Below are 12785 nucleotides of genomic sequence, written 5' to 3' on the forward strand. Positions count from 1 at the left end.
TTATCATTACCATCCCGTGTAATTTTTATTAAAAAAACAAAAAACAGCCCGCGACTGGGGCTGCCTGTTCAATATTTCGACTTCCCCCAGTCCGGGCTGCTGTTGTTCAGCAAATATTCGAAGTCGTTCTCAAGTCGCTTCTTCTCCGCCTTGCGTGCGTCCTCCTCGGCCTTGCGCTTCGCTTCGCGCTCCTTCTGCTCCTGTGCCTTCATCGCATCGGCCTGTGCCGTCAGCTGCTTCACGAGCTCCGGCTGGAGCAAGTCCTTCAATGTAGCCGGCTTATCCGAGACAGACTGCGAAGCGGCCTGTGGACGTGATCTCTTCTTCACCATCGTGTTCACCTCTCGATCTCCTCCCATTATACTACCATTCCACGGAAGGTTCCATTCGAGCAGCGAATCACGCCAGCTCTGCCATCGGCGCAAGCGACAGCTCCGATTCCTTCGGGATCGGCCGGGATACGAGAGAGACGAACCGCTTCTCCTCGAACAAGCATTCGTGCTCGTAGCATTGCTCGTCCTCAAGCAGCAGCGGCAAGAACGATGGAATGTTCGAAGCGACACCTTCATTGTCCGGATGAACGATCCAGTCGAGCCGCTTCCAATCGAGCAAGCCTTCGTCTGCCCGGACCGGCGTCGGGTATGGATAATCGTCGTCGAGCGTAGCCGTGTAGAGGTACATGCCGCCCTTACGTCCATTGCCCTCGCTCCAAGTGACCATTCCCTTGTAGCTGGCGTCCGTCAGTCGTATCCCCGTCTCCTCCAACACCTCGCGCAGTACAGACGCCCGCGGCGACTCACCTGGCAGCAGCTTGCCGCCGATACCGTTCCATCGCCCCATCCAGGCCGCCTTGTTACGATTCATCAGCAGCACATGGTCTCCACGCCGAATGAAGCATATATTGTACACCAGCATTCCCATTCCATGCCTCCTCTCCTCATATAGCCTAACAGCTACCGAGCTTCTCTTCTTTCATTATACAAAAAAAGCCGTACCCGCAATACGACGGATTCGACTTCACGATATAAATGAATTGTAAACGCTATTGCAGCTTGTCCGGAATGACATAGCTGTGACCATGATCTGAGACCTCCTTGAAGAGGTCGCTCTGCTTCGCGCTCGGCTGCTGCGGCGGGGCCATGCCCATGAGCCGCTTGAATTCACCTACGGTCAGCGGCTTCGCATCATCAACCAGCTCCACGTTTCATCCTCCATCGCGCAACCTCTCCCCTGGATACATAAGTTCACCAATACTGTACCCTTGGAGAGCCGTTCATATGCGGTCGAGCCGAGCGAACGTGATGTAATCGACAGGAACAGGCTCTTGTCCGCTCTGACGCAGAGCCATGTTCAGCTGCCCGCGATGATAGCAGCCGTGCATGGTCACATGGGTCAATATGTCGAGGACCGCTGTGTGGAACACCGCCCCTTTCGAGTTGGTATATGTTACAAGCTGTGTAAGATCCTCGTCGGTCATGCGAGTTATATGTTCTACGAACCGAACCCAGTTCTGCTCCGACAGCTCGCGGCACTGGCTGACCGACAGCTCCGGCCATATCGCAAGCTCGCCAGCAGGCTCTCCGTTCAGTCGGCAGAGCCATATGCGCTCGGCCTGCAGCACGTGCGCCAGCAGCTTGAGCGGCTGTTCGATGTCGCCCTGTGCCGCCTGCAGCGCCTCCAGGCACTGGTCATTCGCCCATCGCAGATGCTCGAGCATCCGTGTCAACGCAGCCTTCATGCGATCATCCTCCATATCGGAATGGTACGGCACATGGGTCCCCAGTAACTCCGTGCCGTTCTACGCTCATTAAGTTATATTGGAAGCATGATCCACACGATCCACAACACGAGCAAGTGAAGCGGATAGAAGCTTCGCCACAGCCACACCGGCGCACTGCGGTGCTGCGGCAAGTACGCCGAATACAGCAGCAGCGTCGCGATCAAGCTGAACCATTGCACCGGGTACGCCGTGAAGAGCAGCAGTGTGGCGAAGCCATGCGCGGCTACCGCCCAATAGGTTGGGATATACCGGAAGATGAGGACGAGTGTAAGCCCATATAGCCCGTAATCGAATTCTACCGCATACAGCAGTCCGACGCATACCGCGATCCATACATAGCGCACCATACTTGTCCTCGGCTTGTCCAGCGCCCACAGCACGAGCAGGCTCAGCAGCAGCGTCCCGACGACATTCAGCTCCAGCGTCTGGAACAGCGCCATATACGGAAGCTGAGCGACCGCGAAGATGAAGAGCAGCCTGCGCATGTAGCGCGGCACATCGCTCGTTCGTTGGTAGCCTTGCACGAGCAAGTACGCGTAGATCGGGAACGCCAATCGTCCGATCATACGCCACCACAGCTGATCTGGATAGAAGACGTGACCGATATGATCCAACGTCATCGTGATCATTGCGATCCACTGCCACATGATCACACCGCTCCTTTCTCATCCAACCTGCAAGCTTGTCAGCAACAGAGCTGCAAGGCCGTCATTCGCCCTAAGCTTGTGACGAACGATTATGTCGCGTCTTCCTCCGCAGCTGCCTCGTCTGTAGCGTCGTAATGGCATTGGAACCGCTCGTAGCCGGGCACCGTCTCCCCAATACTTACAACCGTGAAGCCGATGCTTCGAAAAAAATCAACCGCGTCCTCATCCACTTCCACTTCAAGACACCGAGGCGTATGCAAGGCGATCAGTTCGAGCAAAATGCCGCGCCCGTAGCCGTTCCCCCGCTCCTCGGGGTGCACGACCAAGTGCTTAATCGTAATCGTTCGGGAGCTGTCCATCGTAAAGCCGACGAGACCGATCAGCTTCCCTTCCTCCTCATAGCTAAGAAGCTGCAGCTCAGTAGAGCCCTTATATTGCTGGACAGCAGCCTCTAGCAGCTCTTCGTCAGGGAGCAACGAATATTCGAGCAGCTCTCGAATGTCATCGTCTTCCACTCTAGTTCTTATATCAGTTAACATATGCGCTCCTCCTACTTCATCCACCCGCCGATTGTCAACCGTGCGAATAGACTCGACCAGCTTGTTCTATTATACGAGTCCGAGTCATGCCACTGCAATCATATGGCCTATGCCTACTCGACGCGACGCTGCAAGCTATGGATGCCTGCCAGCAGCGTGTGAATGAGCAGCTCCTCCGTTGCGCCGAGCTCCAGCGGCATACCGAACCCGCCATTGCGCTCAAGCGAGGCGAAGCCGTGCAGCGCGCTTCGAATGCAGCGCACCGTATGCAGAGCATCGCTCTCACCGAGCGAATAGGACTGGAGGACACGAAGGATCGTATCGAGTAGAGCGGATGAAGCATCGCCCAGCTCGACGTTATCCGGCTCCGGTGCGCGGAGCGTCGACTCGTACAAGCCCGGCTGCGTCCGGGCGAAGTGCAGATACGCGCGGCAGATCGCCCGCACCGCCTCGTCGCCCGATACACCGGTCGCCGCCTGGAGCAGCGCTTCGTGCAGCTTCGCGACGCCGTATGCAGCGAGCTTGCTGCGAAGACCCTGTAATCCGCTCACATGGTTATATAGAGATGGCGACTTAATGTCAAGCTTGTGCGCCAGCATCGCAAGCGTCACCGCCTCCAATCCGTGCTCATCGGCAAGCTGGGCCGCTGCACGCAGCACCGCCTGTATTTCCAAACCGCTTCTCGGTGACATCCACCATCATCTCCTGTTCGTGCGAAGCCGCTTACGGCTCATGCTGCTCTGTGCGAACTGTATCGCTTCTTGTATAGCGGCAGACGGCTCCTCCAGCATACGCCCATGTCCGACCGCAAGGAGCGCAGGCTTCAGCTCCTCCAGCCTCCGAGCGCTGTCGAGCGCTGCTGAGGCGTCCCAAGTCGCCAAGGCCGGGAACGGAAACCAAGGCACCAGTATTCCCGCGACCGCCACCTTGCCTCGCGTCTGCAGCGCATCACCTGCAACAAGCAGACCGTGACGCGTGTCGAGGAATGACATCGAGCCGGGTGTATGGCCGGGAGTGGATACAGCGATCAGCGAGCCGACCCGATCACCGTCCTGCAGCAGCACATCCGGCTTCGTTCGTATTCCGCGCGGCACACTCCCTCGGATGGGTTGTTCCGGCTCTCCCACCTCCATACTGGTATCACCCCCGAGAAGCTTCGCGTCTCTCGCTGAGATGTGCACGACAGCATTCGGGAACGCCTGCTTCACAGCGTCGAGCGCTCCGACATGATCGAAGTGAGCGTGAGTCAGCACGATCCGCGTAATCGGCCGTCCAAGACTTGCAGCGGTATGGATAATCCCCTTCGTGCTGTTCGGCAAGGCGGCATCGATCAACGTTAAGCCATCCTCCTCCTCCAGCAAATAGCAATTGACAGGGAACAAGAGCGGATAGAAGGCAATCTGGGTTAACGAATGAACCTTTCGTGTTCGATACATAACGAATCACCCCAATTAACTAATCGTATTAGTTTAATAATAACTAATATCATTAGTTATTGCAATGAGGTTTTGTGAAGTTATATCAAAAGACCGCTTCACCTGTACAATTACTCATCTACAGGTGAAGCGGTCTTTTCTATTACACCCTACATCTACCTAAATACGGTTACACCTGCTGCTCCGCTTGAGCCTCGGACTGCTGGGTAGCCTGTGCTTGCTGTAACACCTCGTAGAAGTCCGGCGAGCCACTCAGCAGCCAGTTGCGGTGAAGCACCGCCTGCTCATGCTGCTCCGGCTCTCCGAGAGGCCAGCCAAGACCTACGCCTACCGCGTAGTCCTTCATCAGCAGCAGGAACGCAGCTGCCCAATCCCGCAGCCCCTTCACCGTAGGAACGAGCGGGTAATACTTGTCGTAAGCCGCGCGAATGAGTGTATGAACCGACTCTTGAAGAATCGTCGGCACCTCGACCTGCTTCAGCTTCTCGCTTAGCTCCTCTGGAAACTCCGGCTCGTCGCTTGACATCCACGTCTCGTACTCCTCGACAGTGACGACCTGCTGCTCCTTCGCCACCCACAGCATCATTCGGTTCAGCGCAGGCTTGAAGACAGCTGGGACTGTGACCGTCAGCTCCGGCTGCGGATCGTCGAGATTGATGACGAACGACTCGCCGAAGTTGTGGAACTTCACGTTGCCGCGAACGCCCAGCCAGCGCAACGCCAACAGCGCATGCGTACGGATCTTGCTGTCGAGCTGCTCGTTGCGGCAGACGCGGCGAAGCAGCTTCTCGCTGCGAGGGTCCGGGATCATGCACAGCAGGCGAACACACGACAGCGCATTCTCGTCGTCCTCGATCCATTGCTTGGCGTTCTCGAATATTTCATCAACCGAGCCGCCCTCGTGAATCCAGTCGAGCTCCATGCGGCGAGCAGCGTAGTCGTTCAGCGAATACATACCGCGCTCCACGAGCGACTCTTCACCGTGCTCCTCGACCAGCTTCTCGTACGAGCTCTTCAGATCGGTCTCCATCTCGGTGAGCATTTCCTGATGCGCTCCGACCTCACGCATCTGCGACACACGTCCGACCCACTCGCCGAGTGCGCGTGGATTGTTCTGCCACATCATCATAGCGAAGGTGATCATATCCGAATCGTAAGGCAGCTGAGGCTGCAGCGCGAAGCGGGCAAGCACCGTCTGCACGTCGAACTCCTTGCGCAGGAACGTCAGTGCTAGAATTAGTCCATTCCAGGCGCTGCTGTTGCTCTTATCCTCAAGAATAGCGCGATATGAACAAAAGGCCGATACGCCGTATGATTCCATATTCAAATAATGGCGCCCTAGAGCGCTGTAATCGGGATTCTGACTCATGAACGAATTACCCCCAAGGTGGACAAGATATACCAACAGTATACCTTATTACTCCTGAGATGAAAAACATTGTTTTCGCAGGTCACAAACTCAAGCGGCGCAGCACCCTCCATTAAGGAAGGTCGATCAGCACAAGCGAAGCCATATTCTCCGGTGTCAACACCAGCTCGTGTACCCCTTCGATACGAGCAGCGTCTCTGCGTCCAAGCACCGTTCCGTCGCCAAGCCGAACGTTGCCCTCTAGCACGAATACATAGATGCGACGGCCCACCTGCTGCGAGAACGTCACGCTCTCTCCATTCAGCTCGGTCAAATAGATCGTCAAGTCTTGATGAATATGGGCGATACCAGCTCCTGACCGCTTCGATACGATCGGCAGCAGCCGGTTGCGCATTGCTGACGTATCAAAGTCTGTTGCCTCATACGAAGGCTCCAAGCGAAGCTCCTCCGGCTCGAACCAGATTTGCAGGAAATGAACCTCCTCCTCACCTGGATTCACCTCGGAATGAATAATTCCTGTACCGGCCGACATGCGCTGCACTTGACCGTAGGTCGTCACTTCGCGATGACCGGTGCTGTCTTCATGCTGCAGCTGCCCCTTCAGTACGATCGACACGATCTCCATCTCCCGATGCGGGTGAGCGCCGAAGCCGCGGCCACCTTGCACGATGTCGTCGTTGAACACTCGAAGCGGGCCGAAGCTGACGTTGTTCGGATCGTAATAATCGGCGAAGGAGAAGCTGAAGTTACTCTTGAGCCATCCGTGATCGGCTGTATAACGAGAAGTCGAAGGAAAGACTTGAATCATAAGAGGAACACTCCTAACCTTTTATCTTAAATTTAAGATGAATATACAAGAGCACTCCCTCCCTGTCAATGTCGATGAAAGGAAAGCCCCTCTTCATTAATATTATGAATGATTAACAATATGAACCGATTGAATATGCTCAAGCCCGACCTTCTCCATCTTGTCAAGGCGACAGAGCCGATCCGGTATGAACGCTGGCAGCACCACGATGTCAGCAAGCTCCTCCAGCGCAAACCACCGGTATTCCAGCTCCACCTCCTGCTCCAGCCCACCGAAGGACCCTTGAAGCTCTGTCATCGGATGACCCGGTGTGAGTGAAGCTCGATAATAGAAGCCGAGCTCGTGATAGCGGAGCCCATCATAGAGGAAGAAATCCTCCGACAGCCACAATAGCTCGTGCACGTCGACGTTGACACCGAGCTCCTCTAGCAGCTCTCTCCGCACCGTATCGCTCGACAGCTCCATCAGCTCCACCCGTCCGCCCGGTAGCGACCAGAAGGCATCGCGCGGTGCACGATGCAGCAGCACCCGGCCTTCGTGTAGCAGAACAGCCGCTGCGCGGTAATTGAACTTGTGACCGTCTTGCACGAATGTAATGATGGACCTCGCCTCCTCATTATACATACGACACGAGCACTCGCTCGTACTACCTAATAACATCTTAACCGTGTTCTTAAGAAATGCTAATCCGAGCGCTTGCCTTCCGACTTGCGACCAAGACCGAACAACAGCGGCAGTGCGAACGACTTGCATGGCGGCTTCTTCCTTCCAAGCTTAGAGAAGTATAATGTCGCGTTCAGCTCTCCGCCAAGCAGAATGATCATGCTGGACAAATAAAGCCAGATGAGCAGCACGATCACACCGCCGAGACTGCCGTACGTCTTGCTGTACGAAGCGAAGTGGTTCACATAGTAGCTGAACAAGAGAGACACACCGACCCAGCTTACCGTAGCGAACAACGCTCCAGGTAGCACATCCTTCAGCCGCAGCCTCAGGTTCGGCAAGTATGCATAGAGCAGCATAAACATCAGCCATAGCGACACCAGCGGGATCACATATTGGACGACAGCCCATACCGTTGCGAAGTCGCCGGGCAGCCTTGCGGTCCGATACAGCCATTCGCCGATCCATTGCCCGAATACGAGCAGAGCGAAGCTAATCATCATCGCAAGGACGAGCACGCCTGTCGACATGATCGAGATCGAGCGCAGGAGCCAATACGGACGGCTCTCCTCCTCGTCATACGCTTTGTTAATGCCCTTAATGATCGCATTGACTCCATTAGAGGCCGACCACAATGCAGCTAAGAAACCAAGGGAGAGCAACGAGCCGCTGCGCGTTTGTTCAATTTCGTGAAACACATCGCTTATCGTGCGGCTGGACAGCTCAGGTAATAGAATGCTCAGCTGCTCAAGTGCTTCCGCTGCCTTGAAGTTCGTAAAGCTGAGCAGCGCCGCCGCGAATATTAAGAACGGGAAAAACGATAAAATCAAGTAATACGTAAGCTGAGCCGACAAGGCGGGCACATCGTCGTCCTGAAAGCGGCAAAATAACGTACCGATTATACTGAACAGCTTCACCGGCTTCCGTTCCTGCTTTGACTGCGGCGATCGATTAGAATGGGTAGTGTTCATTCTTCAAGTCGGCTGACATGGCAGCCAGCTCCTTTCATTGCACACGCAGAGTATGTAAGCTCCGTAACCGCTAGCTTCCCCCACATCGGTCCATTCCTTGCATCGTAATGCCAACTATTATTGTGTATGGACGCACTTGGCTAAGCTAGCTGCGGATGGCCGTATATAGATCCTCAGGCACTCCGGCTACGAACGGACTCAGCTCCCCTGTATAGGTCAGATGCAGCTCATGCATCGCTCGCGTGCACACGGTGTAGAACAGCCGCCGCTCGGACTGTCGACCGTAACGTTCTGCCGAAGCGTTGTAGAGAAGCACAGCGTCGAACTCGACGCCCTTGGCCAAGTACGACGGAATGATGACAAGGCCTTGCTCGAATGTCACTGTCTCTGTATCAATCAGTCGGATCGCGAGCTTCGGGCGCAGCGCCTCGTACACCTCGCGGCTCTCGGCTGCCGTCTTGCAGATGACCGCCACCGTGCCGTGTCCTTCGGCCTGAAGCTGCTCCAGCTTGGCGGCAATGATCGCATTCAGCTGCTGTTCATCGTCAGCTCGTAACAAGGTCGGCTTCGGACCTTCACGGTTGAACGGCTCAATCGCCGCACCGCCCTCCACCATAGCCCGCGTAAATTCAACAATCGGTCGTGTTGACCGATAGCTCTTCGTGAACACGATCCGCTTCGCCTGTTCCTCACCGAACAGTGCAATCAGCTCTGCGAATCGATCGCCCTCGGCCGCCTGCACATGGATGGCCTGATTCCAATCGCCCAGCACCGTGAAGCGACTGCTCGGGAACAGCTGCATCAGGTACGCGTACTGAAACGGCGAATAGTCCTGCGCTTCATCGATGAACACATGACGCACCTTCAGATTGCGGTACGAACCCTCTAGCCGATCCTTCAGCAGTAAGTACGGCGTCATATCCTCGCTAGGCAGTACACCTTGCTTCAATCGTAGCAGCGTCTGGGCGCACACCCGCTCCCAGTCCAGAGGCAGCGAAGCCTCCTCTGTGCTGATCAGCTGTGCAGCGAGCTGCGGCCGCTCGAACAGCGCAGCATATGTTGCCGGCAGATCGAGGAAGGCAAGCCTCTTGACCGCTGTCCGCAGCGGCTTGAAGTGCTCATTGACGACCATAACGGCCAGCGCATGCTTTTCCTTCTCGAAGTCGTCGAAGGTGTTATCGGTATATTGCTTTTTGCGGCGGAGCCGCTCATACGCCTCCAAGTACGCCTCCGTGTCCAGCAGCTCCAGCTCCTCCTCGACCCAGGACGATCTCCGCTCGTGTCTTGCGAACGACTTCAGCTGCTGCTGCAGCCAATCTGTCAAGTCCCGCAGACGGCTCGGAATCGACCAGCTCGCATCATAGCTGTAGAATCGCTCACGAAACGCTTCCGCCGACACGACCTCCCGCTCTCGAAAGACGATCGGCTTGAAAACAAGCCCGCTCGTCTTCAGCGTTACGACATAAGCCTCCATCAGACGCAGGAAGCCCATACCCGCCTTGTAGCGAATCGCCTGCATGCGCACTGTGTAGGACTCGTCGCCTGAGGCCGATAACGCGTACTCGAGCTGGTCGAACGGACTTTCCAGCCGATATTCCGCACCGATTCGATGCTCTGCATATTCCTGGAACGTCGTCTGTTGCATATTCTCCTCGCCAAGCTCGGGCAATACGGTTGAGACATAGCTATTGAACATCGGGTTCGGTGAGAATAGTAAAATCTGCTCCGCACTCAGCGTCTCACGGAACCGATACAGCAAGTACGCCACACGCTGCAGCGCTGCGGACGTCTTGCCACTGCCCGCCGCCCCTTGCACGATGAGCAATCGGCTGCCCGTATCGCGAATGACCGCATTCTGCTCACGCTGAATCGTCGCCACAATCGACTTCATCTGTGCATCCGACTGCTTCCCTAGCACCTGCTGCAGTAGCTCATCGCCGATCGTAATACCGGTATCGAACATGCTATGAATCGTACCGCCACGGATTAAATATTGCCGCTTCAGCTCCATCTCACCTTGAATCATCCCTACAGGCGTCTCATACGACGCCGGTCCTGGCGCGTAATCGTAATACATGCCGGACACTGGTGCACGCCAGTCATAGATGAGGAACGCATCGTCATCGTCATCGAGCAAGGAGCCTACTCCAATGTAGATGTGCTCCACGTGCTGCTCCCCCACCTCACGGAAATCGATGCGTCCGAAGTATGGCGAATCCTTCAGCCGATCCAGCACGTGCAGCTGCGCTCTCGCATGACGATGGCTACGCTCCCGCTCCGACAGCACCTCTGCCTGCTGCTTCATACTGGCGAACGTCTCGGCAGATTCCGCCGAATCCTCCAGGTTCACGGTAACATCGTCCCAGAATTCACTCCGGTTCGTTACAATGTCGGTCCGGATCGAGCCGAGCTGCTCCTGTAGGCTCTCCATACGAGAAGCAATGAGCGCCTTCACCTGCTGAACCCTCGCCTGCTCCTCTTCAATCGATGTGTGTGGGTCTAATTGCACCGTGAGCACTCCTTTGCCGGTTTATTGGTTACTTCGAGTTGACATCCAGTTAATTTTTGATTATAATATAGATGTACGTCTTAATTTCCTCACTTTACTAATGGCGTATGACTCATTTTACCACGTCGGATGATTCAAAATCAATTTGCCAAGCCTATAAACATTCAAGAGAGCGACAGTCGTCGTTCTCTTTTTTCATACCATTAAATATTAATACTATCCAAAACATCCATGTACGCCAAAAAGCTGCAGCAAGCGCGTCCCGAACCTGTGCATCGTTCGGGGTGGCTGGCTGCAGCCTCATACATATCGAATAGTACTTGCGGATTAAGCTTGAACCGCTTGCAGACGCTCGGCGAGACGGTCCCAAGTTTCGCGAATGCCTTGCTCCATTCCCATCTCGATTACTTGCTTAAGTGCCTCTGCCGATGCGAACGTCGAACGGCTTAACACTCTCGTCTTCCCGTCGAATTCTTCGAACACCAATGTCGTATGGGACGGCGGCATCCCTTCTGCTTCATTGCCTTCAGCGTCCGAGAAGTAGTCCACATAGACAATCTTCTCATTCGTGACGATCTCTTGATACACAGTCTTGCCCCAGGACTCGAAGCCGTAGAAATCACCCTGGTTCTTGTCCTCGCACTTCATACAATAGTGCCAAATACCGCCCGGACGAAAATCAACATTACATACGGTTAGCGTCCAGCCCCGCGGTCCCCACCAATGCTTCAAGTGCTCGGCTGTCGAGAACGCCTTAAATACGAGCTCGCGCGGCGCATCGAATACCCGCTCCATGACGAAATCCTGACCTTCAACCTTCGTTACCATTGTGTTCGACATCTTAAATTCCTCCTTAGTTATATGAGCTTCTAATGGTGTGACTCCGCTTGCAGCTTCTTCAGGTATAGGTCTAAGTTGTCGAATCTCTCGTTCCACAAGTTACGGTAAGCATCCAGCCAGTCGTCCAGCTCCTGAAACGGCTTCGAGCGCAGTCTGTAATGACGCCGATTCGCATCGACCTCTACCTCGACAAGTCCAGCCTCAAGTAATACGCGCAAATGCTTGGAGGCCTGCGGCTGCTTCATCTGAAGCTTATCTGCAAGTTCCCCGACCGTACTCGGTCCTAACCGCAATAGCTCTACGATGCGCAGGCGATTCGGCTCAGCAAGAGCGCTAAAGGTAGCAGCTTCCATCGACATCACCCTTCATCTGCACCATCGCGAGGATCGGATCCCGATGTACGTGGCATAAGCCCGCAGCTTCTATTGTGACAATAGACTGACCTCGTCCCATGAGCGATGGATCAACCTCGCAATATCAATATACCACATAAGGAATATTCCTATCAAGGAATATTCGAAATAAATTAAAGTCGAAGCATCTGGCATGAACCTCAAAACGATCTCGAGTCATTCTCGCACACTCAACGCCCCAGCACCAAGGGAAGCGTGGGGCATATGAGGAGCTTGATCGCTCAACATTTCCCGGGCAAGCGCATAAACCGCTTCGATATGACAAAAAAGGATGTGGCGCGCAGCGACCACGCTTCAACTGTGCGCACACCCCACCTGTATGCGAGCTTCAACAGGCAGGCCGTACACGCACCTACCTGCTCGGCCTCCTCCAACGCAAGTCGCACCTGCGCCCGCATGCCCGGCCTACTCCAGCAGCTCGCCCTCCAGCACAGCTACTCGGCCTACTCCAGCAGCTCGCACATCGCATCAAGCGCCTCTTCCTCATCTCGGCCACGAGTCACGATTCTCACCCTCGTCCCTGCGCGAAGCGATGATGCCATTATGCCGAGCACACTCTTGGCATCCAGGCGAAGACCGTGCTCCTCCGAGATCAGAGTAATGGCAGAGGAGAACGTACTCGCTTTTCTTGATAAGAGCTGCCACTGTTGAAAATCAAACGTCTGTCGAAGTGAAACCTCATGAACTCTCATCGGTAGCTACCTCCAGCACACCAGCAAGCGCTGGTGCCGTAACGTGCCTTGCTCCACTCGCTTTCGACACGATCCGCTCATTCTCCTGCAGGAGGACAGGAACAGAGTGCTGAAGCTT

The 12785-nt window shown here is 55.1% G+C and carries 16 protein-coding genes; all 16 read right to left on the bottom strand.

All coding sequences use genetic code 11. From position 1 onward, the window contains the following. Positions 1–68 precede the first annotated feature (68 nt). Positions 69–332 carry a YqkE family protein gene (locus PAE68_RS12870; protein WP_281891056.1) on the bottom strand — a complete coding sequence of 88 codons (264 nt, stop codon included), beginning with the start codon at positions 330–332 and terminating at the stop codon, positions 69–71. Positions 333–399: 67 nt separating this feature from the next. Beyond that, complete coding sequence (locus PAE68_RS12875) at positions 400–921, bottom strand: NUDIX hydrolase (RefSeq protein ID WP_281887502.1); 522 nt, start codon at positions 919–921, stop codon at positions 400–402. A gap of 121 nt (positions 922–1042) precedes the next feature. Beyond that, positions 1043–1201 carry a hypothetical protein gene (locus PAE68_RS12880; RefSeq protein WP_281887503.1) on the bottom strand — a complete coding sequence of 53 codons (159 nt, stop codon included), beginning with the start codon at positions 1199–1201 and terminating at the stop codon, positions 1043–1045. Positions 1202–1273: 72 nt separating this feature from the next. Beyond that, entirely contained in the window at positions 1274–1738 is a 465-nt protein-coding gene (locus PAE68_RS12885; RefSeq protein WP_281887504.1) for a DinB family protein, read from the bottom strand. A 74-nt stretch (positions 1739–1812) separates the two neighbouring features. Beyond that, the gene (locus tag PAE68_RS12890; protein WP_281887505.1) at positions 1813–2427 is read right to left on the bottom strand and encodes a TraX family protein; all 615 of its coding nucleotides are present in this window, start codon (positions 2425–2427) and stop codon (positions 1813–1815) included. Positions 2428–2516: 89 nt separating this feature from the next. Further along, positions 2517–2966, bottom strand: a complete 450-nt coding sequence (locus tag PAE68_RS12895) for a GNAT family N-acetyltransferase (protein ID WP_281887506.1) — start codon at positions 2964–2966, stop codon at positions 2517–2519. Between the two features lie 113 nt (positions 2967–3079). Next, a complete protein-coding gene (locus tag PAE68_RS12900; protein ID WP_281887507.1) occupies positions 3080–3658 on the bottom strand; it encodes a TetR/AcrR family transcriptional regulator in 579 nt (192 codons plus the stop codon). Positions 3659–3664: 6 nt separating this feature from the next. Continuing rightward, on the bottom strand, positions 3665–4402 hold the full coding sequence (locus tag PAE68_RS12905) for an MBL fold metallo-hydrolase (RefSeq protein ID WP_281887508.1): 738 nt from the start codon (positions 4400–4402) through the stop codon (positions 3665–3667). Between the two features lie 169 nt (positions 4403–4571). Next, positions 4572–5771 (bottom strand): HEAT repeat domain-containing protein, encoded by a 1200-nt coding sequence (locus PAE68_RS12910; RefSeq protein ID WP_281887509.1) that lies wholly within the window; start codon positions 5769–5771, stop codon positions 4572–4574. 112 nt (positions 5772–5883) lie between these two features. Next, positions 5884–6579, bottom strand: a complete 696-nt coding sequence (locus PAE68_RS12915; RefSeq protein ID WP_281887510.1) for a pirin family protein — start codon at positions 6577–6579, stop codon at positions 5884–5886. 102 nt (positions 6580–6681) lie between these two features. Further along, positions 6682–7203 (bottom strand): NUDIX hydrolase, encoded by a 522-nt coding sequence (locus PAE68_RS12920; protein ID WP_281887511.1) that lies wholly within the window; start codon positions 7201–7203, stop codon positions 6682–6684. A 59-nt stretch (positions 7204–7262) separates the two neighbouring features. Then, the gene (locus PAE68_RS12925; RefSeq protein WP_281887512.1) at positions 7263–8159 is read right to left on the bottom strand and encodes a YihY/virulence factor BrkB family protein; all 897 of its coding nucleotides are present in this window, start codon (positions 8157–8159) and stop codon (positions 7263–7265) included. Between the two features lie 199 nt (positions 8160–8358). Further along, on the bottom strand, positions 8359–10722 hold the full coding sequence (helD, locus tag PAE68_RS12930) for an RNA polymerase recycling motor HelD (protein ID WP_281887513.1): 2364 nt from the start codon (positions 10720–10722) through the stop codon (positions 8359–8361). Between the two features lie 327 nt (positions 10723–11049). Continuing rightward, the gene (locus PAE68_RS12935; RefSeq protein ID WP_281887514.1) at positions 11050–11562 is read right to left on the bottom strand and encodes an SRPBCC domain-containing protein; all 513 of its coding nucleotides are present in this window, start codon (positions 11560–11562) and stop codon (positions 11050–11052) included. A gap of 29 nt (positions 11563–11591) precedes the next feature. Continuing rightward, complete coding sequence (locus PAE68_RS12940; RefSeq protein WP_281887515.1) at positions 11592–11915, bottom strand: ArsR/SmtB family transcription factor; 324 nt, start codon at positions 11913–11915, stop codon at positions 11592–11594. A 503-nt stretch (positions 11916–12418) separates the two neighbouring features. Beyond that, the gene (locus tag PAE68_RS12945) at positions 12419–12667 is read right to left on the bottom strand and encodes an HPr family phosphocarrier protein (RefSeq protein WP_281887516.1); all 249 of its coding nucleotides are present in this window, start codon (positions 12665–12667) and stop codon (positions 12419–12421) included. Positions 12668–12785 lie beyond the last annotated feature (118 nt).

It is taken from the genome of Paenibacillus sp. YYML68, from assembly GCF_027923405.1.
Lineage (GTDB): Bacteria > Bacillota > Bacilli > Paenibacillales > NBRC-103111 > Paenibacillus_G.

Bases quoted from the DNA above. Each gene is read 5' to 3' on its own strand.
- PAE68_RS12885 (WP_281887504.1), bottom strand. From the start codon at position 1,738: ATGAAGGCTGCGTTGACACGGATGCTCGAGCATCTGCGATGGGCGAAT.
- PAE68_RS12915 (WP_281887510.1), bottom strand. From the start codon at position 6,579: ATGATTCAAGTCTTTCCTTCGACTTCTCGTTATACAGCCGATCACGGA.
- PAE68_RS12900 (WP_281887507.1), bottom strand. From the start codon at position 3,658: ATGTCACCGAGAAGCGGTTTGGAAATACAGGCGGTGCTGCGTGCAGCG.
- PAE68_RS12870 (WP_281891056.1), bottom strand. From the start codon at position 332: ATGGTGAAGAAGAGATCACGTCCACAGGCCGCTTCGCAGTCTGTCTCG.
- PAE68_RS12910 (WP_281887509.1), bottom strand. From the start codon at position 5,771: ATGAGTCAGAATCCCGATTACAGCGCTCTAGGGCGCCATTATTTGAAT.
- PAE68_RS12945 (WP_281887516.1), bottom strand. From the start codon at position 12,667: ATGAGAGTTCATGAGGTTTCACTTCGACAGACGTTTGATTTTCAACAG.
- PAE68_RS12940 (WP_281887515.1), bottom strand. From the start codon at position 11,915: ATGGAAGCTGCTACCTTTAGCGCTCTTGCTGAGCCGAATCGCCTGCGC.
- PAE68_RS12935 (WP_281887514.1), bottom strand. From the start codon at position 11,562: ATGTCGAACACAATGGTAACGAAGGTTGAAGGTCAGGATTTCGTCATG.
- PAE68_RS12920 (WP_281887511.1), bottom strand. From the start codon at position 7,203: ATGTATAATGAGGAGGCGAGGTCCATCATTACATTCGTGCAAGACGGT.
- PAE68_RS12890 (WP_281887505.1), bottom strand. From the start codon at position 2,427: ATGTGGCAGTGGATCGCAATGATCACGATGACGTTGGATCATATCGGT.
- PAE68_RS12895 (WP_281887506.1), bottom strand. From the start codon at position 2,966: ATGTTAACTGATATAAGAACTAGAGTGGAAGACGATGACATTCGAGAG.
- PAE68_RS12875 (WP_281887502.1), bottom strand. From the start codon at position 921: ATGGGAATGCTGGTGTACAATATATGCTTCATTCGGCGTGGAGACCAT.
- PAE68_RS12905 (WP_281887508.1), bottom strand. From the start codon at position 4,402: ATGTATCGAACACGAAAGGTTCATTCGTTAACCCAGATTGCCTTCTAT.